Source organism: Chroogloeocystis siderophila 5.2 s.c.1, assembly GCF_001904655.1.
Lineage (GTDB): Bacteria > Cyanobacteriota > Cyanobacteriia > Cyanobacteriales > Chroococcidiopsidaceae > Chroogloeocystis > Chroogloeocystis siderophila.
The window spans coordinates 84,735-105,205 of the sequence record NZ_MRCC01000013.1; the positions used below are offsets into that span (position 1 = coordinate 84,735).

17 protein-coding genes are annotated in these 20,471 nt (G+C 41.6%); 8 read left to right on the top strand and 9 right to left on the bottom strand.

Annotation, left to right across the window (positions count from 1 at the left end; all coding sequences use genetic code 11):
* Window positions 1-349: 349 nt before the first annotated feature.
* The 3 genes from NIES1031_RS16095 (at window position 350) to NIES1031_RS16105 (ending at window position 2,546) form a co-directional block, all read left to right on the top strand.
* The gene (locus NIES1031_RS16095) at window positions 350-1,051 is read left to right on the top strand and encodes an MBL fold metallo-hydrolase (protein WP_073550534.1); all 702 of its coding nucleotides are present in this window, start codon (window positions 350-352) and stop codon (window positions 1,049-1,051) included.
* Between the two features lie 91 nt (window positions 1,052-1,142).
* Window positions 1,143-1,709, top strand: a complete 567-nt coding sequence (locus NIES1031_RS16100) for a rhodanese-like domain-containing protein (protein ID WP_073550535.1) — start codon at window positions 1,143-1,145, stop codon at window positions 1,707-1,709.
* Between the two features lie 57 nt (window positions 1,710-1,766).
* On the top strand, window positions 1,767-2,546 hold the full coding sequence (locus NIES1031_RS16105; protein ID WP_073550536.1) for a sulfite exporter TauE/SafE family protein: 780 nt from the start codon (window positions 1,767-1,769) through the stop codon (window positions 2,544-2,546).
* An 83-nt stretch (window positions 2,547-2,629) separates the two neighbouring features.
* Here the strand turns inward: NIES1031_RS16105 and NIES1031_RS16110 are convergent, their stop codons facing one another.
* The 3 genes from NIES1031_RS16110 to ppk2 all read right to left on the bottom strand — a co-directional run bounded on the left by NIES1031_RS16110 (window position 2,630) and on the right by ppk2 (window position 5,499).
* Window positions 2,630-4,042: an MBL fold metallo-hydrolase gene (locus tag NIES1031_RS16110; protein ID WP_073550537.1), complete on the bottom strand. Its 1,413-nt coding sequence runs from the start codon at window positions 4,040-4,042 to the stop codon at window positions 2,630-2,632.
* 45 nt (window positions 4,043-4,087) lie between these two features.
* Window positions 4,088-4,549 (bottom strand): protein tyrosine phosphatase family protein, encoded by a 462-nt coding sequence (locus tag NIES1031_RS16115; protein WP_073550538.1) that lies wholly within the window; start codon window positions 4,547-4,549, stop codon window positions 4,088-4,090.
* Window positions 4,550-4,665: 116 nt separating this feature from the next.
* Window positions 4,666-5,499: a polyphosphate kinase 2 gene (gene ppk2 / locus NIES1031_RS16120; protein WP_073550539.1), complete on the bottom strand. Its 834-nt coding sequence runs from the start codon at window positions 5,497-5,499 to the stop codon at window positions 4,666-4,668.
* A 205-nt stretch (window positions 5,500-5,704) separates the two neighbouring features.
* Between ppk2 and NIES1031_RS16125 the strand changes: the two genes are divergently transcribed.
* Window positions 5,705-7,729, top strand: coding sequence for an NAD-binding protein (locus NIES1031_RS16125; RefSeq protein WP_073550540.1), 2,025 nt, complete (start codon window positions 5,705-5,707; stop codon window positions 7,727-7,729).
* Between the two features lie 124 nt (window positions 7,730-7,853).
* Here NIES1031_RS16125 and NIES1031_RS16130 read toward each other — a convergent pair whose 3' ends face one another.
* The 3 genes from NIES1031_RS16130 to NIES1031_RS16140 all read right to left on the bottom strand — a co-directional run bounded on the left by NIES1031_RS16130 (window position 7,854) and on the right by NIES1031_RS16140 (window position 11,105).
* Window positions 7,854-8,864: an adenosine deaminase gene (locus NIES1031_RS16130; protein ID WP_073550541.1), complete on the bottom strand. Its 1,011-nt coding sequence runs from the start codon at window positions 8,862-8,864 to the stop codon at window positions 7,854-7,856.
* Between the two features lie 179 nt (window positions 8,865-9,043).
* Window positions 9,044-10,489 (bottom strand): NCS2 family permease, encoded by a 1,446-nt coding sequence (locus NIES1031_RS16135; RefSeq protein WP_073550542.1) that lies wholly within the window; start codon window positions 10,487-10,489, stop codon window positions 9,044-9,046.
* A 367-nt stretch (window positions 10,490-10,856) separates the two neighbouring features.
* On the bottom strand, window positions 10,857-11,105 hold the full coding sequence (locus tag NIES1031_RS16140; protein WP_073550543.1) for a Uma2 family endonuclease: 249 nt from the start codon (window positions 11,103-11,105) through the stop codon (window positions 10,857-10,859).
* 62 nt (window positions 11,106-11,167) lie between these two features.
* Between NIES1031_RS16140 and NIES1031_RS16145 the strand changes: the two genes are divergently transcribed.
* Window positions 11,168-11,686, top strand: a complete 519-nt coding sequence (locus NIES1031_RS16145) for a GNAT family N-acetyltransferase (protein ID WP_073550544.1) — start codon at window positions 11,168-11,170, stop codon at window positions 11,684-11,686.
* Here the strand turns inward: NIES1031_RS16145 and NIES1031_RS16150 are convergent.
* Window positions 11,653-12,405, bottom strand: a complete 753-nt coding sequence (locus NIES1031_RS16150) for a creatininase family protein (RefSeq protein ID WP_073550545.1) — start codon at window positions 12,403-12,405, stop codon at window positions 11,653-11,655. The genes NIES1031_RS16145 and NIES1031_RS16150 overlap by 34 nt on opposite strands.
* A 169-nt stretch (window positions 12,406-12,574) precedes the next feature.
* Between NIES1031_RS16150 and NIES1031_RS16155 the strand changes: the two genes are divergently transcribed.
* The 3 genes from NIES1031_RS16155 (at window position 12,575) to NIES1031_RS16165 (ending at window position 15,907) form a co-directional block, all read left to right on the top strand.
* Window positions 12,575-13,741: an LbetaH domain-containing protein gene (locus NIES1031_RS16155; RefSeq protein WP_084544377.1), complete on the top strand. Its 1,167-nt coding sequence runs from the start codon at window positions 12,575-12,577 to the stop codon at window positions 13,739-13,741.
* A 134-nt stretch (window positions 13,742-13,875) separates the two neighbouring features.
* Window positions 13,876-15,054 carry a DNA cytosine methyltransferase gene (locus NIES1031_RS16160; protein ID WP_218596830.1) on the top strand — a complete coding sequence of 393 codons (1,179 nt, stop codon included), beginning with the start codon at window positions 13,876-13,878 and terminating at the stop codon, window positions 15,052-15,054.
* A gap of 25 nt (window positions 15,055-15,079) precedes the next feature.
* Window positions 15,080-15,907, top strand: a complete 828-nt coding sequence (locus NIES1031_RS16165; RefSeq protein ID WP_073550547.1) for an NgoPII family restriction endonuclease — start codon at window positions 15,080-15,082, stop codon at window positions 15,905-15,907.
* 20 nt (window positions 15,908-15,927) lie between these two features.
* Here NIES1031_RS16165 and NIES1031_RS16170 read toward each other — a convergent pair whose 3' ends face one another.
* Window positions 15,928-16,617: a class I SAM-dependent methyltransferase gene (locus NIES1031_RS16170; RefSeq protein ID WP_073550548.1), complete on the bottom strand. Its 690-nt coding sequence runs from the start codon at window positions 16,615-16,617 to the stop codon at window positions 15,928-15,930.
* 41 nt (window positions 16,618-16,658) lie between these two features.
* Complete coding sequence (gene mfd / locus NIES1031_RS16175; RefSeq protein WP_073550549.1) at window positions 16,659-20,159, bottom strand: transcription-repair coupling factor; 3,501 nt, start codon at window positions 20,157-20,159, stop codon at window positions 16,659-16,661.
* Between the last annotated feature and the right edge of the window lie 312 nt (window positions 20,160-20,471).

Sequence of the window (20,471 nt, forward strand, 5' to 3'; positions counted from 1 at the left end):
TGAAGTGCAGAGTGAGAAGCTATAAGGTTAATGAAATAATTTACTAACTACCCTACTATATAACTTATACTACCATCTGATAATATGATGCTGCTTCTCAACAAATACTTACAACTAATATTATTATTTAACAAAATTTGTTAGCATCTTATATTACCATATGATAATCTAATGAAATAACATGGTAATACATTAAAGCTTTGAGGCTCATGAAGTGATAGTTGCTGGCTATTTAACTTTTTTTTCAATCATTGTGGTGGCTACCATTCTGTTTGTGGCAAGCGACACGTGAAGCCTCTACCCCAGCTATTGCCTGAATCATGTTTACGTTTAATTAGGATCAAAAATTATGCTGTTTCGCCAACTATTCGACCAAGACACATGGACGTACACTTACTTAATTGCTGATCCTCAGACGCGGGAGGCAGCACTTGTCGATCCAGTCATTGAGAAAGTCGAACGAGATTTTCAGCTGCTTAAGGAATTGGGGCTAAAGTTGAAATTCTGTATAGAAACACACGTGCATGCTGACCATATTACAGGCACCGGAAAACTTCGCGAACTGACAAACTGTGAAGGAATTGTTCCAGAGAATGCTCAAGTTTCCTGTGCTAGTCGTCTCATCAAGCATGGAGATGTATTGCAAGTAGGCAACATTAAAATTCAAGCGATCGCAACTCTAGGGCACACAGATAGTCACATGGCATATTTGGTCAATGGTGACAGAGTGCTCACAGGCGATGCACTGTTTATTCGGGGATGCGGACGTACCGATTTTCAAAGCGGAGATCCAGGCACTTTATACGACTTTGTCACGCAAAACTTATTTACTTTACCTGACGAAACGCTTGTTTATCCAGGACATGACTACCGCGGACAAACAGTTTCTACCATTGGTGAAGAAAAGCAATGGAACCCGCGATTCGCAGGACGTACGCGAGATCAGTTCATTGAATTGATGAATAATTTAAACCTGCCCAATCCCAAAAAGATTATGGAAGCAGTTCCGGCAAACGAACAATGTGGTCAAGTTGCCATTGCCAGTAGTTAAGTTTGAAACCCAATCTAAATAACAAGATTAAGTCTCCTTCAGTTGCATTTGTTTTTACCCACTTACTGAAATCAATACTAAGGAAAATTGAATGACAAGTACGCCTGAAAAGCAATTAACCAATCGCCGCGATCGCTTAAAAACTATTGACGTACATACTCTCAAACAGTTACTTGATCGCCAAGCTGTCAATTTAGTAGATGTTCGCGAACCTGCTGAAAACGCCAGAGAAAAAATTCCAGGTTCAGTGTTGATGCCCTTATCAAACTTCAACCCAGCTGATGTACCATTTGCACCTGAAAAGCCTACTGTACTCTACTGTCGTACAGGAAATCGCTCAGCACAAGCGGCACAAAAATTGTTTGCCGCTGGCGTCAACGAAGTAGAACATTTGGAAGGTGGATTAACAGCGTGGATAGAAGCAGGCTATCCGACTCAAGTGAATAAGAAAGCACCCATTAGTCTGATGCGGCAGGTACAAATTGTTGCAGGTTCGCTTGTCCTCATTGGCACTTTACTTGGAGCATTTGTCTCTTTGTGGTTCTTACTTTTGAGCGGGTTTGTGGGTGCTGGATTAATGTTTGCCGGAATTACAGATACCTGTGCATTAGGAATGCTACTTGCCAAGATGCCTTGGAATCAAAGAACTTACCGTTAACTATTATGCATCCAAAACATTGCTCACTTTAGAGAGCTTACAAGGAACAATATATCAATGTTAATCGCCATTGTTGGGCACTTACTGGCAATTTGTATTGGCATCAGTCTCGGTTTAATTGGTGGTGGCGGCTCAATTCTTGCAGCACCTATTCTTATTTATGTTATGTCAGTTCCACCACAATCGGCGTTTGCTATGACGCTGGTGATTGTTGGTTTCGCGAGTGTAATTGGTGCTATTCCACATTGGAGGCAAGGAAATGTTAATTTAAACACAGTTATTTTGTTTTCACCCGCAGCGATGCTGGGAGCCTATTTAGGGGCGCGGCTTGTATCACTTCCATTTATTACCCCTACCATTCAACTTATTACCTTTGGAGTGGTGATGCTAATTGCATCAATCACAATGATTCGTAAAGGAAGCAAGCCGGCCGAAAGCACTGTCAAGAAAGCTGATCGCCACACCCATCACTTGTTCTTACCCAGATGGCTAGCGATCGCCATAGAAGGTTTAGCAGTTGGTGTATTAACAGGTTTTATCGGGATTGGCGGTGGATTTTTAGTCATCCCTGCGTTAGTTCTACTGGGAAATGTTCCCATGAAAGAAGCTGTAGGGACGTCATTAATTATTTTGGCGCTTAAATCCGTGACTGGATTTGCTGGATATGTTGGCAACGTTCCCATTGACTGGAATCTGTTGATTTCATTTACAATTGCTTCAAGTATTGGAATTCTCGCGGGAAGCTATCTTAATCAGTTTGTTAGTGCTAAACAGCTTGAGAAAGGTTTCGGTTACTTTGTCCTAGCAGTTGCTATGTTTGTTTTGATTAGGCGTTAATCTAGTACTAATAGTTAATGGTTGATTGTGAATAGATCGCTCAATCTTAACAATCAACCATCAGTATTTCTTAAGTTAATGCGTTACGCTGTTACGGCTTTTGCTTCTGGTTTCTCAATTGGTAAATCTGCACCTTTCCAAGCAATCCAGGAGCCAGGAACGTTAATTACCTGCTCAAAGCCATGCTTTTTCAACAGACTTGCGGCAATTGAGGCTCGATAGCCACTACCGCAGTAAGTTACAATTTTTTGACTGCGGTCAAGTTGATCTAAATGTTCTTCTAGATGAGCGACAAAAATGTGTTTAGCTCCTGGAACAAATCCGTGTTGATATTCGTCATCGCCACGGACATCGAGTACAGTTACTGATGGATCTTGTTTATGCTGATTTAATTCATGTACCGTCCATTCATGCACTCGTTCCAGGGGTAGTCCGGCATTTTGCCAACTGGTCATCCCATCGTGCAAATAGCCTGCTAAATTGTCGTAGCCGATGCGGAAAAGTTGCTCTGTAGCCAGTTTGACATCTCGTTCACTTTCTACTACAACTAACAACGATTTTTCAGGATCGATCATCCAGCCTACCCAATTGGGAAACTCTGGACGTAGGGCAATATTAATGGCACCAGGAATATGTCCTCCGCCAAAGGCTAGTATCGAACGGGTATCAATGACCACTGTATTTTCATCTGCCATTTTCTGTTGAAATTCGCTAGGTGTCAGTGGTTGCAGTACTGGAGGACAGCCTATGATTGGTGCACCCTTAGCGTTAACTTTTTTGAGCCGCGCATAATGACGTGGGGGTTCTGGCATTTCGCTCATAATCCATTCCACAAACTCGGTTTCTGAGCGTTCCTGAAATGCTGGATTGAAAATTCGCTCGTTACCAATGGTACTTTGTCTGCGATCGCCAATAGATTTTCCACAGGAGGAACCGGCACCGTGACAAGGATAAATCTCGACGCGATCGCCTAAGGGTAACATCTTATCGAACAGCGTATAGTAAAGCTGTGCTGCCAGTTTTTTTTCAGTTCCACCCCCTAACAAATCAGGACGACCAACGTCTAAGTTAAATAATGTATCCCCTGTAAATAGCCCAAACGGCTCTTTACCTTGTTTTGAGTCGTAAATTAGAAGTGAGATATGTTCAGGAGTATGTCCTGGCGTGTGCAAAGCGCGCAGCGTAACGCTGCCAATATGAATTTCGTCACCCTCTTGCAGCTGATGAATGTCAAATTGATAGTCATCACTTTTACCGCCGTAGATAGGAATATCTATACGGGCTTTAAGTTCGTGGGAACCGGAGACAAAGTCAGCATGAATATGCGTTTCTACACTACCAATCAATCGCACACCTAGTTCTCTGGCTCGTTGTAGATAGACATCGACATCTCGACGGGGATCTATTACAACTGCCACTCCTGCTTTGTCGTCGCCCACAAGATATGATAATTGTGCCAAGCCTTCGACATTAATTTGTTCTAAAATGAGTGCCATTATTGTTACCTCTCAAGTGTGCTGCAATTTAGATAAAGCAAGCTATTATGAGGCTCTATCGCCATTAGAATGAGTGGAAACGTATTGTTTAAAAAACTCCTTCATTTGGGGGCTGGAATCACAATCGAATCCCATCTGCTTTCCTTTTTCCATTGCTGCTTCTGCACTTAAACCTTCGCGAGTGGCAACATACATTAGAGCCATTGCACCAGAACGCAGTCCGCTTTTGCAGTGGGTTAAAAGTGGCTTTGGCAACTGGTCAATTTGTTCCATAATGCGATCTGCTTGTTCCTGGTTTAGGGCATCTGGACGTACAGGAAGATTTACATATTGCAGTCCTGCGGCTTCTGCGTGTTGTTGTTCATCACTCAAAGCACCTTCTTCTTGCAGCGATCTCAAGTTCAGTACTGACTTATATCCTTCCTCAGCCGCCTGTCGCAGATCCTGCGGTGTTGGTTGTCCCATGGCAACAGAAATGCTGTCGTTAATTTGTTTAACGTTATTCATTGAGGATTTTCCACTAAACTTTTATATTCTCATCTTACCAAGTAGTAATATACTTTAATCTAGCTTTTGGAGGATAGATTTTATTAAGAAAGTATGACTAAAGCTAGTTGCTAGTTTTAATACACTTCTGGAACAAAAAACTGCTCATTCTTGGGAGGGCGGATGTAATCACTACCAGGCTGTCTTGGCGGTAATTCCATCGGTTCGGGAACGATATCTTTATATTGAATTTTGCTTAAGATGTGATTAATGCAATTAAGACGCGCGCGTTTTTTGTCGTCGGCTTCCACGGTAAACCAAGGCGCTTCAGGAATATTAGTATGCGCAAACATCACATCTTTGGCTTTGGAGTATTCTACCCAGCGATCGCGCGATTCGATATCCATTGGGCTAAGTTTCCAGCGTCTCGCCGGATCACTAGCACGTGATTGAAAGCGACGTTCTTGTTCTTCATCGCTAATCGAAAACCAGTATTTCAGCAAAATCATCCCAGAACGAACTAACATTCGCTCAAATTGCGGACAGGAAAATAAGAATTCCTCGTATTGTTCTTCTGTACAAAAGCCCATCACGCGTTCGACACCAGCGCGGTTGTACCAACTGCGATCAAATAGTACAATTTCTCCACCACCAGGTAAGTGCGGTACATACCGCTGAAAATACCATTGTGTTTTCTCGTGATCTGATGGCGTTCCTAAGGCAACTACCCGACAACCACGCGGATTTAAGCAATCAACAATTCGTTTGATTGTACCGCCTTTGCCTGCTGCGTCACGCCCTTCAAAAATTATACCGACACGTAAACCCTGATGCTTAACCCAATACTGTAATTTCACCAATTCAATTTGCAGTTGAGCTAATTCTTTTTCATATACTTTATTTTTTAACTTCTTATTGGTCGCATCATCGGCATCTTTAGCTTGATTATTGTTTTTTTTAGATGCTTTCATTGTTATAGTGAAAAGAATTAGAAAACATACTTAATATTTATTAAGTATCGATACAGATTAAATTTAAATTTTAGTATATAAGTTTGATATTTTCTACACTTTTGCTTTAATTAGTATTAAATCTCAATTATGAGCATATTTTTAATTTAAGACAACTTAATATTTAAATTCAGCTACAGCCAAAGTACTGTCTTGTTATTTCATTATGCTGCCATCATCAGGAAGTACAAAGAATAACAAGCCGCCACCGCAATTAACGCGCTTTTTAGTTTGTGGGCTTGGTAGTCTAGGACAACACTGTGTCGCGGTCTTGAAAGATTATGGTGTTGCGGTGAGTGCGATTGATTTAGTATTGCCGCAAAATTGGGAAATTCCTGAGTTACCAAACTTATTAGATGATTTAGTAGTTGGCGATTGTCGGCAAACGAGTATTCTAGAACAAGTCAAAATTCACGAATGTCGTTCAGTTCTTTTGGTTACAAACGATGAGCGGGGAAATACGGAAGCAGCATTTGCCGCAAGACTATTGAATCCACACATTCGGTTAATTTTGCGGTCTGATAAACAAAATCTCAATCAACTTTTGAGTGAAAATCTCGGTAATTTTGTGGCATTCGAGCCGAGTCAGCTATCAGCCGCTGCATTTGCCTTAGCCGCTTTAGATGACCAAACGTTAGGTTATTTTAACTTAGAAGGACAATTACTGCGAGTTGTTAAGTATCAAATTAAACCAGGAGATCGCTGGTGCGATCGCTGGTGGGTATACGGCTTAAATACTCGCAATCGTCGGATCTTGAGTCATACAACCAACACTGCACAACTACCAAAACAATTCTACGAGTGGGAACCCGAAGCAACAGTTAGGGCAGGCGATACGATAGTGTACATCGAAGTGGCGCAGTTAAGCAGCACCGCACAGCCAGCAAAAACACATTCTACTAAGCAACTACCTCAAGCTGTTTCTCGCACATTAAAGCGCCATCTTCAGCAGCAATTTAGCCAATTTTGGCAGTGGATGTATCAATATCAAACCCGCCGTGTAGCGGTAATCTGTGGTGCGACAGTATTAACTTTATTAGTTGGCGGGACAATTTTGTTTCGCTGGGAATATCCAATTGACTGGCAAACAGCTTTTAATGCAACAGCGACGTTGTTGTTAGGCGGTTACGGCGATTTATTCGGCGATATTAAACCAGAAACTCCGCTATCTTTGGGGGTACAAGTTTTTAGTTTAATACTCGCGCTAGCAGGTACAGCATTTATCGGCGTACTTTATGCCTTACTTATTGAGATGCTGTTAACTTCGCGGTTTCACTTTAGAAGTCGCCCGCCGCTACCACAACAAGATCATATTGTTGTGATTGGGTTAGGTAGATTGAGTCAACGCGTCGCGACATTGTTACAAGAATTCAAGCAATCAATTGTCGGAATTAGCCACACCGAGTTAGATCCTGGAATATTACCGCAAATGCCGCTAGTTGTAGACAACATCGCGAATGCATTTACCAAAGTGCATCTCGAAAATGCGAAAAGTGCGATTGTCATTACCGAGGATGATTTAGAAAATCTGGAAGTTGGCTTGATGATTCATGCGCTGAATCCGCAGTTGGGCATTGTTATTCATTGTTACGATCAACATTTTAGCGATCGCGTTGCGCGGCTATTTCCTTATGCACAAGTATTATGCGCTTCAGCATTATCGGCAGAAGTGTTTGCCGCAGCGGCGTTTGGCGAAAACGTCTTGAGTTTGTTTCACTTCAACGGCACGACCGTACTCGTGACAGAATACATCATTGCAGCGGGAGATACCTTGAATGGTTTGATGTTGTCTGAAGTTGCTTACGGTTACGGTGTCGTACCACTTTTGTATCATCATAAACATGAGTCAGCAAGATTAATGCCTGCGTACGAAACGCGACTCTATGTTGGTGATCGCTTAGTTGTTCTTGCTACAAGCCATAGTCTACAACGCATCGAACGCGGCGAGTTAGCCCCGCGACACTGGCAATTACGCGTTGAGAAGGTTTTATATCAGGATGCAATTTTTGATAGTGCCAATGCGATCGCACTTATTTCCGGTTGTAGTTTAGCGATCGCACGCCAATTAATGCAAAACCTACCCGCAACGTTGCCACAACCGTTGTTTTATCACCAAGCACAGCATTTAGTCCACGAATTGAGCAAAGTTCAAGTTAGAGCACATTTAATTCAAATTGTCAATAATGATTGAGTGCGATCGCGAATTCATTCGCCGCCAGAGAAACCGTCTCCATACTCTTTAGTGTGCGCAGGCACACTTTGTTTATATAGTCCCGACTTCAGTCGGAAGCTATCGATAAATTTACACCACCGATTTAACCAACAGATATCGCCATAAAATGATCTAATTCTGCAATTCGCGCCTGTTTTTCTTCAGGATTCAAAAAGGTGGCTTGAAACGAATTCTTCATCATCTGATAAATATCTTGTTGACTCAAACCCAAGGCTTGCTGAGTTTGCTGTAAATTTTCCGCTACATAACCACCAAAGTAAGCAGGATCGTCCGAATTTACCGTTACGCACAATCCCATGTGTAGTAGTTGTTTAATGTTATGCTTCTCCAATGCATCAAAAACACACAGTTTGATATTCGACAGCGGACAAACCGTAAGTGGAATTTGCTGTTCAATCAAGTATTTCACAAGTTGAGTATCTTCAACACAACGTACCCCATGATCGATACGCGACACATTTAATAGCTTAATCGCCTCCCAGATGTATTCGGGTGGTCCTTCTTCTCCTGCGTGTGCTACGGTATAAAATCCAGCTTCGCGTGCGCGATCAAAAACTCGCTGAAACTTTGATGGTGGGTTGCCCATCTCGGATGAATCTAAGCCCACAGCAACAATCGTATCTTTATAAGGCAATGCTTGTTCGAGAGTTGCCATCGCTGATTCAGCACTCAAGTGTCGCAAAAAACACAGAATTAAATAAGCAGAAATACCAAGTTTTTCTTTGGCATCTTGCAACGCTTGATGAATACCTGTATGAACCGTTGCAAACTCAATTCCGCGAGAAGTATGCGCTTGCGGATCAAAAAATATTTCGGTGTGCCTTACATTCTCCGCAGCCGCTTTTTGCAGATATGCCCAAGTCAAATCATAAAAGTCTTGTTGTGTTTGCAACACACTCATCCCTGCATAATACAGATCGAGAAACGACTGTAAATTCTGAAAGTTATACGCATCGCGTACTTCTTGAACAGATTTGTAGGCGAGTTCAATTCCATTACGCTTTGCTAAGGCAAACATCGTTTCTGGTTCGAGAGAACCTTCAATATGAATGTGCAATTCAGCTTTAGGAATCTGTTGTAGAAAAGTATCCATTTTGAATAGAAGTTAAGAAATAGGTAATGGGTAAGTAAATATCACACATAACATTTGTTAGGGAGTAGTAATATATATTTTGCTTAACCAATTACCAGTTACCAACCTTTAAGTTATATTTATTTTCACCGCTTACTTAATATTCTTGCCAATTACCACGCTTGAAGCGACATTTTGTATTACTCAGCAGTTCCAAAACGTAATGTCATAAACACAAATCTAGCGATAAAGATTGCTGCCAGAATCCAGGTAGCGATCGTGACTTCGTGAGCTTTACCTTGTAAGGTTTTAGCAATAGGATACGTGATGAAACCTACTGATAGTCCTGTTGCAATTGAGTAAGAAAGCGGAATAAAGAAAATTGTCAAAAATGCTGGAATTGCTTCAGCAGGATCGCCCCAACGAATTTCTAAAACACCTGCCATCATTAAGACACCAGTAATGACTAAAGCAGGAGTTGTTGCGTATGCAGGAATTGCCTCGAATATCGGAACAAGGAAAATTGCCAAAATAAATAAGACACCTGTAATCACAGATGCAAAACCAGTACGCCCTCCTTCAGAAACACCTGCTGCTGATTCAGCATAAGTCGTGACAGTTGATGTACCGACAATTGCCCCAAAAGCAGTCCCGACAGCATCGGCAAATAAAGCTTGGTTAACGCGTGGTAGTTGTCCATCTTCTTTGATGTATCCTGCTTTCATACTCACGCCAGCAAGCGTACCTACTGTGTCAAATAAATCGACGAATAAAAATACCAGCAAAATTGCCAAAAAGTCGATAAAGTTAGCTGCGGTTAACCGCGAAAAACCAATAAAGCTTTGCCCAAATAAATCTGTTGGTGCGGTAGGAAACTGGACAATTCCTGTAGGCCAAGGCGTGTTGCCTAAAATCCAGCCGAGTAAGGCTGTTCCGAGGATTCCCCAGAGTAATGCGCCTTTGACGCGGCGCACTAAAAATGCTGTTGTGATAAAAATACCTGCGATCGCCAGAAGCGTATTTGGTTGTTGTAGACTGCCTAACGTTGTTGTTGTGACTTCACTCCCGACAATGATTCCCGCACCTCCTGTTTCTGGATTACCTGAAAGTCCAATATAGGCAATAAATAAGCCAATCCCTACCGAAGTTGCTGTTTTCAGTGATAGCGGAATTGCATCTATAATTTGCCGCCGCACATTTGTCAAGGTAAGCGCAATAAAAATTAAACCTTCAACTAATACTGCTGATAGTGCTAAGCGCCAGTCAATATTTAAAGTCAAAACAACCGAGTAAGCAAAAAAGGCATTTAACCCCATTCCTGGAGCTAGTGCAAAAGGATATTTTGCCACAAATGCCATAACTAAAGTAGCGATCGCCGCCGCAATTGCGGTTGCAAAGACTTGTTCGGCAAACAAATCTCGTGGTTCATTCAAGAAAATAGCATCAGATAAAATTAACGGATTCACCACCAAGATGTACGCCATCGTCATGAAGGTCGTCAATCCTGCTAAAGTCTCGATGCGAAAGTTTGTTCTGTATTCGCCAAATTTAAAGTAACGCGCGATCGCAGCTTGCCAACCTGTGTACTGTGGTCCTCCAGGTGAACTTGGGTTCTGCGTTTCTAACTGATCGATATCACTATTCATCTAGCAGTCTCCGTATGCCATCTTTGCCGATCTATATCGATTTACTTTTAACGGCTCTTGGTAGGTGTGCACTTAAACAAATTAGTACCAAAGCACATTTTTAGATTTTTTTAACTAGCTGCATACTTTATAGTGACACGGAGTTATTTTTTGTTGATTAAGATACAGATTTTCTGTATGCTTAAGAACAGCTAATGTATGCTGATACGCCACAAAGAAGCATTTACAGCAAATAATCGATTAAAAATCGCAAAAACTACGTAGACAAGTTATACCCATTCATCATGAAGAAAGTCTGATGTAATATCTACTATATGAGAAATATAAATTAAGTTCTCCTCAGATCTCCCCTGCCCCTCTGCTTCTATTATCTTCCTACAAATACTTGTTCGGCTGTTAATATCAAGTCGGGGAATGTAGCTGAAATTATTCTTTCTGCACCACGAAATTGCAAAACTTGATATTCACCCTCACTCAACTGATAAACCGAAATAGTCGGGAGTTTAGGAGTACTCATATAACGCGCAGCGTAGACTAATTCATAGCGAGTATCTGTCCTATCGTCATACGCTAGATATTCTGCAAATGAGAGGTTTTTAGGTAAAACTTGAATCATAGTGCCAACGTTACTCTTGCTAACCAAACTAGCACTGGCAGCTTGAAGGATATATAAGATAAATGAGCGCGATCACTATTGAAACCCGCCGTTTAATCTTGCGCGAACTCACCCTAGACGACGTGGAAGATTTGGCACAAATCTATGCCGATCCTGTTGTGATGCAATATTACCCCAAACCAATCACCAGGGAAGAAGCAAAATACCAGATCACCAGAATGATCAATGGCTATCAGCGACGAGGTTGGGGTTTGTGGGCGACAATTCACAAAGCTGATAACAAATTTATTGGACGCTGCGGGTTAATACCGCAAATTGTGGATGGATGTCCTGAAGTTGAAATTGGCTATATGCTAGCACAAGAATATTGGGGACAAGGTTTAGCAACAGAAGCCGCCTGTGCAACTCGCGATTATGGTTTTAAAATTGGGTGCGATCGCCTCATCTCCCTCATTGCTCCAGGTAACATTGCATCACAAAAAGTTGCGATTAAAACAGAATTGTGCTATAAAAAAGACACAATTTTTCGGGGTAAAACTGTGCAGGTTTATGCGATCGCCCGACCTACAAATTCTAAGTAATTGTTACTCAATTCTTTAACTGCCAAGTTATACAACTGTAACCCATGTTCAGGTGTTGCTAACGCCGGATCGGAACCCATGCGTCCATCAGGATAATGCTGGCGAAAGTTAACAGGACCATATATAGGATGTCCTTTACCAACCTCAGTAGATAAAGTTGCGTGTTTGATGGATTTAGGATAAACGTATTGAGTTACTGCAACTTCACTCGGAGTTGCGTGCGAACCTTCGCGATCGCCATATAATTCCTTGGCTAACTGATACACTGAACCACACATAAACCAGTTACTCACTTGACACTGGACTTGATCGGCGTTGTTTACACCAATTTCTGCAAGATAAGTATAAGTTTCCGCAAATGCAGCTTTGAGTGTGGCAATATTCCCACCATGACCGTTGATAAAGAAAAACTTGGTAAATCCTGCTTTAGCTAAACACGCGATGTAGTCGCGAATAACTAAAATCATCGTGCTAGGACGCAGGCTAATCGTACCAGGAAACGCGGTGTGATGCAGTGCCATACCCACATTAATTGTCGGGCTAACGAGTGCGCCAGTCGTCTCACCAACACCATGGGCGATCGCTTCTGCACAAATCGCATCTGTACCGATTAACCCCGTTGGTCCATGCTGTTCAGTAGAACCGATAGGGAGAATAATTCCCTGAGATGTTTCTAAGTAAGCTTCGACTTCTAACCAGGTACTTAAATGCAACAGCATGATTTCTTGCAGCGAATGTAATCTATTTACTTATCGTAAGGAATCATTTGCATACTTTTGTTTTCATTAGAGAAATTTGCCCCAACCGACCTCTATAATCCAGCGATGAGTAATGGTAGTTGAATATACCGTTCTCATTTTTGTTCCGAATAACGATTAAAGGTTGATTGTGCGTAGAATTAGAAATCAAGTCAGGGTAGCACTCATTGCACTTATCCTCAGTACTTTGACAATTGGAGGAATCGCATTTTCTGCGGAAAGAGAACTATTTAGTTTAGCCCGCCCCACAACAATTGCGGTAAACTCTAGTTTCTTGAGTCCACTTGATGAATTATTTGGCGATATTGCGATTGGTAGAGGTGTGTTTCTTTCTGGTAATACTGTCGTCAGGGCAGATCCTGGTACAAGTATTTGCATAGAAAGTGAAACGAATCTTCAAGACAACATTCTTTTCTTAGCATTGCGAAATTTGCCATCTCCACGCTCAACCAGGTGCGGTAGATTAGGAGATACGGGGATATCGAGTAGTACAGGCGAGAAAGTTAGCATCGCCCATCAAGCCAAAATTGAAAACTCGTATATTGGTAACTTCACCTTTATTGGTTTTCGGGCGTATCTAAATAATGTCGTGTTAGAAAACGGCGCGTTTGTCTTACACGGTGCGAGACTTACTAATGTCAAAATCGGTAAAAATCGACTTGTACCAATCGGCGCAATTATTACAACACAAGCGCAAGCAGATGCTTTACCGCTAAAAACCGATGAAAATTCTGAGTTTCAAACCGAAGTACTCGAAGTTAATAAGGAGTTTGCCGAACACTACAGTGAACTATACAACAACGAAGGATTTGATGCAATAGTTGGTGTAAGCGTCGCACCAAGAACGTCTTGGAACCCCAAACCTGTGAAACCAACTTTAGGTAAAAATGTGCAAATTGCCGAGTTTGTGCGGGTTGTAGGAGATGTCAGAATTGGTGATAACAGTACCATCGGTCAACGAACATCAATTCGGGCGGATGAAGGTACTCCCATTATTATCGGTGATAATGCAGAAATTGAAGATCGCGTAACTTTTCATGCGCTCAAAGGTACCAGCATTCGCATTGGTAGAAACTTAAATAGCGATGACAATATTGTCTTTCATGGACCGTTGGAAGTTGGTGACAATTTAACGATTGGTGATGATGCGATTTTATTTCGCTCGCAAGTGGGTAACAATGTCACAATTGGTACTCAGGCGATCGTCGTTGGTGTCACGCTGCGTAATGGCGTGCGTGTTCCTGATAACGCTGTGATTACCACTCAGCAGCAAGCCGATGCTTTAAGACAAGCTTGAGGGGAGGTAATGCGATCGCCTCTATTACTGCGTGCGATCGCGTGACTTCTTTATGTTGCATTGTGTTTGATCTCCATTTTGATGATGCAAATTATGCAAGGATTACAACAAAAAGTGCGATCGTATAAATAAGCTTGTCAGTACTAAGCGATTTAAATATAAATAAAATAATAAAGATAAACACAGAATTAGTAAGGCTTATTTTTGGTGATTGGATGGAGAAGCTTGATGAGGACACTTCTGTGGATGGCTGCGCCGACTTAAAGAAAGTGTCCGGTGTAGTTTCACTCTTTTCAGGGTGCGGAGGACTTGATTTAGGTTTTTCACAAGCAGGCTTTAATATTGTATGGGCAAATGAATTTGATAAAGATATTTGGGAGACTTACGAGAAAAATCATGTTAATACTTTTCTTGACAAAAGAAATATTAAAAATATCTCCCATAAAGAAATACCAGATTGTCTTGGCATTATTGGCGGTCCTCCCTGTCAAAGCTGGAGTGAAGCTGGTAATCAAGCAGGGATAAATGACGAACGCGGTCAACTTTTTTTAGACTATGTTCAAATTCTTAAAGCTAAACAACCTTTATTCTTTTTAGCTGAGAATGTTTCAGGGATGTTGCATAAAAAACATTCTCAAGCTATAACTAATATCCTTAATGCATTCAACGAAGCTGGATATAATACTTCTTATAAATTACTGAATGCTTTATATTACAACGTTCCACAAGATAGAAAGCGAGTCATTTTTGTTGGCTACCGTTGTGATTTACAAAAGCAGTTTAATTTCAATTCTCTTGTACGTACATTCCCTATACCTACCCTAAAGCAAGCCATATGGGATTTAAAAGATTCAGTTGTACCTGCACAAAATAACAACACAAGTTCAAAACTTTGTAATGTACCCAATCATGAATATATACAGGGTGGCTTTTCAAGTATTTATATGTCGCGAAATCGCGTCCGGCTTTGGGATGAACCATCTTTTACAATTCAGGCTGGTGGTCGTCATGCACCAATTCATCCACAAGCAAATAAAATGATTCATGTTGGTAAAGACAAATGGATTTTTGACCCAAACTCACCCTATCCCTATAGAAGATTATCTGTAAGAGAGTGTGCGAGAATTCAAACTTTCCCTGACGAGTTTATTTTTTATTATAAAAATTTATCTGCTGCCTATAAAATGATTGGTAATGCTGTACCTGTTAACTTTGCATATGCCATTGCAAAATTAATTAAAGCAGATTTACAACCTCAATGTAGACAAACGATCCAAGAAATACCATTACAACTAAGTTTAAATTTAATTTGATTCGCAATACACCAGAAGAAAAATTATGGGTAATTTACTTCAAGCCATTTATACAGCTACTCATAATTCAATTGCTGACGTAGCAAGCTTTTATCGTAGCAAAAATAAAATTAATGCTGTTGGTGATGCTTTAGAGTACTTTATAAAAGACATTTTCGCTAATACATTAACTGAAACAGATGAAAAAACATTCTCATATTTTGGTAATGCTAACAATCCTCCTGATTTAATGTTGATTAATGGAGGCGATGCAATAGAGGTTAAAAAAATTGAGTCTGAGAACGGTCAAATTGCCTTAAATAGTTCTTATCCTTCAGCCAAACTGTTTGCTGATAGCCCAATGATTACATCTACTTGCCGTAATTGTGAAAATTGGTACGAACGAGATTTAATATATACTATTGGTTCAATCAAAAACAATAAGCTATCGCTACTTTGGTTCGTTTATGGTGATTGTTATGCAGCAAGTAGAGAAGTTTATGAAAGAATTAGAACTACTATAGCTGATGGAGTTATTTCAATCCCAGGAGTTGATTTTAGCAAAACAAAAGAATTAGGTCGAGCTAATAAGGTAGATCCACTAGGTATTACCCACTTAAGAATAAGAGGTATGTGGACTATAGAACATCCAAATAAGGCTTATCGTTATCTTGATATTGACTACCAAGCCAACAAAACATTAAGGCTGTTTGCGCTTATACGAGAAGCTAAATACTACTCTTTTCCTTCAGAAGATATAGCTAGGCTTGAATCATCGGTCAATTCTAACTTAAGTATTAGAAATGTTCAACTTAAATTACCTGATAATCCGGTTAAACAAGTTTCTGCAAAACTAATTAGCTATCAAATTTAAAAGATTTTATGCTAATTTTATTATAGCTTCATTCCTTCGGCATAAATAAAATAGTTGTTTGTTTGTTTTACACTTGCCTGAAAGCCAACTTGAGTGAGTTTATCTAATAAAACATTGGGTTGATAATAAATTTTATAGATTTGATATTCTTGCCCATTATTTAACTTACGCCGTTGATAAATTGCCTTTTCATTTTCAAAAAAATGGTCTTTTGCTGTCGAAGTTGCATCAAAGCAAGAGTCAATAATAAACACTTTTCCATCAGGACGAACTGCCCGATAAACCTTGGTTAGAAACTCATCAACTTGTGCAGGCGAAACGTGCGATAGCCAGAAGGAGAAAAATACTAAATCATATTGTGTAGTTGGTTGCCAAGAAAACAAATCTACCTGCTGATAATCGAATATTTTAGTATCATTTAACTTCTTTTTATTGATTGCAATCATCTCAGCAAAAGCATCAATTGCTGTAATCCTCGCGCCAAGTTTAAGTAATTCTTGTGTCCATATTCCTGTACCACACGCCAATTCTAAAATTGAATTAACTTTGCCTATATTCTGTAATGCACTTTTAAGAATATCTACTTCATCAAACCAACGTTGATTCTGTTCTAAGCCGCGATCGTAACGACCAATGCGATAAAACCACTCATCATATTCTTGAGAGCGAGCATTGTAATAAGCAATTTGTTCTTGAACTTCTTTAATCATATTAAAGGAAAACCACTACATAAAATAAAATTAATGACTCTCTAAGTAAGAACAGGTTCTGGGAGTGCGCCTTGCATTTTGCTTAAAAAGTCAATCAGGTTTTCAAGTTGTTGAGTCGCGCTAAGAACACCTAAACCGCGTACTGTAACTTTACCAGGCGAATAGACAAAGCGCGATCGCAAGTGTTCGGGTAAATTTGCTGCAAGTAAGTTCCACGCGGGTTCTTCCATCGGAGTTTCTAAAATGATGTGTTGCTTTCCTTCCGGTTTAATGCGGCTGAATCCCAGAGATTTAGCGACCTGTTTGAGTTCCATTACGCGCAAAAGTTGATTTGCACCACTAGGAATCGTACCGTAGCGATCGCTCCACTCGGCGGCTATTTGTACTAATTCTTCTTTCGTTCTTGCGGCGGCGACAGCACGATAGGCACTCATCTTTTGATCCATATCTGTGATATAATCCCCAGGAATAAATGCGGTGAGGTTGAGGTCAATTTGCGTATCATCGACACTCGGAATTTCTTGCCCGCGAATTTCACGGATTGCTTCTTCAAGCATTTCCATGTATAAATCAAAACCGATCGCATCCATTTGACCGGATTGTTCCGCACCGAGTAAATTACCGACACCGCGAATTTCCATATCGCGCATTGCCAGTTGATAACCCGAACCGAGTTGCGTAAATTCTTGAATCGCGCGTAAACGTTGCCGTGCTGCATCGGATAAGGCGCGTTGTTTGGGGTAAAATAACCAAGCATGAGCTTGTATCCCCGCACGACCAACACGACCGCGTAGCTGATAAAGTTGCGATAAGCCAAAACGGTGGGCATCTTCAATCAAAATCGTGTTGACTCTAGGAATATCTAATCCCGATTCAATAATTGTGGTACAAACTAAAATATCGGCTTCACCGTTGCTAAACGTGAGCATCGTCGATTCAAGTTCGCCTTCATCCATTTGTCCGTGGGCGATCGCAATTCTTCCCCCTGGGATCATTTCCCGCAGTTTTGCCGCTGTTTCTTCAATACCATCAACACGCGGGACAACATAAAACACTTGTCCACCGCGATCGAGTTCTTGGCGAATTGCACTGCGTACCGATTCCGAATCATACGGTGCTAAATGCGTTTTAATTGGGCGACGCGTTGGAGGCGGTGTTGTAATTAAACTCATCTCGCGAATTCCCGACAGCGACATATATAAAGTGCGCGGAATTGGAGTTGCGCTGAGAGTTAACACATCAACTTGCGTTTTCAGAGATTTAATTTTCTCTTTTTGATTCACACCAAACCGCTGTTCTTCGTCTACCACTAATAAACCTAAATCGCGGAAACTTACACCCTTACTGAGTAGCTGATGCGTACCAACAACGACATCTAATTCACCTGTAGTGAGGCGGCGTTGAATATCGCGACGTTCTTCAGCAGTGCGGAAGCGGTTGAGTAAACCAACTTGAATTGGGTAAGGTGCAAAACGTTCTTTGAGGGTGTGGTAGTGTTGTTGAGTAAGAATTGTTGTCGGAGCAAGAAGCGCGACTTGTTTACCTGCAGTCACCGCTTTAAAGATGGCGCGGATCGCTACTTCAGTTTTCCCAAAACCAACATCACCACATACCAGACGATCCATCGGGCGATCGCTTTCCATATCGCGTTTAACGTCTTGTACCGCTTTTAGCTGATCTGTTGTCGGTTGGTACGGAAATGAGTCTTCAAGTTCTTCTTGCCAAGGTTGATCGGGAGGATAGCTAAAGCCTTGTTGTTGCGATCGCGCTGCGTATAATTTCAACAAATCTACCGCTAATTTCTTAATTGCTTTGCGCACGCGGTTTTTGGTATTCGCCCACGCTTTCCCCGTCATCTTGTTTAATTCTGGGGGCGACTCAGTTGTACTGCGAAATCGCGATAATGATCCGAGTTGATCGGCGGCGACGCGCAATAAACCATCTGCGTATTGAATAACGATATATTCGCGGGTTTCGTTATTTAGCGTTAAGCTTTCGAGTTTGAGAAACTTTCCTACACCATGGTTGCGATGCACAACATAATCGCCAGGACGCAGCTTGTTTAAATCAACTTGCTTCGATGCAGCTTGACGGCGCTTGCGAACATAACTTGGTGTTGCTAAAGTATGCTGACCGAAAAACTCGCGATCTGTAACGACTGCAAGGCGGAACGTTGGTAAGATAAAGCCTTCGAGTTCTGCTAAACCCGAATACTTCAAAGCAACTGGCGTGTGTGATATTTGTAGCTTGTCGATCGCTTGAAAGTCGCGGGGGTTAGGAATAAATTGTGCAGGACAATCGTGTTCTTGTAACAGGGAAACCGATCTGGAAGGCTGCGCCGAAACTAACCATACCGAAAAACCGCGATCGCGTTCATTACGAATCGTTTCCGCAATCTTGCCAAATTGATGTGGTGTCACGGGTACAGGACGACTCGCAAGATTGATAGCTGTAGGTGCGGAATTTTCTTCTATAACAAGTTCTGATAGATGGAGTTGGCGAAAATCACTGGCGGTTCTTAGAGAGTCCTCAAAAGCACGATGGGTACGTGGTAGATGACTGAGTGCGGCGTGCTGTTCTTGGGCATTTTCTACCCAGCGATCGCTATGTGCTTGACATTGTTCAATTTCATCTATTGCAATTAGCGTATTTTTGGGCAAGTAATCGAGTAAAGATGCGGGGCGATCAAAAGCTAAACCTAAGAAACGACGGCTACCTTCTAATGTGTGATTTGTTTCAAATTGTTCTTGTTCTTCTAGTGATAAGTAGGTCTTGATTTGTTGCGTCTTGTCAGCTAATGCGGAAACGATGATCGGCGCAAAAGTTGTGGGAGTGAGTACCAGAGAATCGATTTTATCTAATGCGCTACCGTTAGTACTGCGCGATCGCTGTGTTGCAAGGTCAAACTCGCGAATTTGTTCAATTTCATCCCCGAACCACTCTAAACGTACGGGTAACTCGCAAGCCACCGGAAACACATCGACAATATCTCCGCGCCGACTCCATTGTCCTTCAGTTTCTACGAGCGGTACGCGTTCATAACCTAATTGTACTAGCTTGTCACCAAAAGCATCTAAATCTAACTCCATCCCTGGCGTAACATTCAAGCAATACGGCTGAAACGCCTCCAAAGGGGGTAAATGTGGTTGTAACGCCGCCTGCGTTGCGATGATTGCCATTTTTGGAAGGTTAGCATCGCCCCGATTCTTTACCAAATCTGCTAAAACCTGCATTTGTCCCCACGTCATCTCCGTTTCAGGGTCAAAAGGTTCGTAGGGAGACGCTTCAGAAGTAGGGTAGAAATGCGTTGTTTGCCAGCCCATTGCTTCTAGTTGTGCTGTCCAGCGTCCGGCTTCTTCTAGGGTGGGACAGACAACCAAAAGATGCGATCGCGCCTCTTGTGCCAAAGCTGAAGCCACCAATCCTTTAGGAAGGCGAGGAATGCCGTTTAAACGACAGACGCGCTGCCGATCAAGTTTAGCTAAAATTTCTGTTGTGAGCGGCGATCGCCCCAATGCACGAACAATGGAAAAAAATGCCATAGCTTCCGCTGTCTTATTGATGTCTTCTGCTTAACACAATGCGCTGGAAAATAGATTCCTTGACTATTTTAGAGTCCCTGAGGTGATGGAATTAAGCAAACAAGGGTTGGATTCCCCTACTGATGCTAATTTGTAGTTTGCCGTAGGCTTAAGCCTACGGGTTCGTAATGGGCTGCACCCCGCCACGCTAACGTGATTAAAAAAATCAGACAGAGTATGGGTTGTGAGTTGAAATCTGTCGCTGGAATGCAGAGAATTGGTACGACAAGAACAATAAAAATCTTGAGTCAACTTAAGATGCTGACTTGTTTT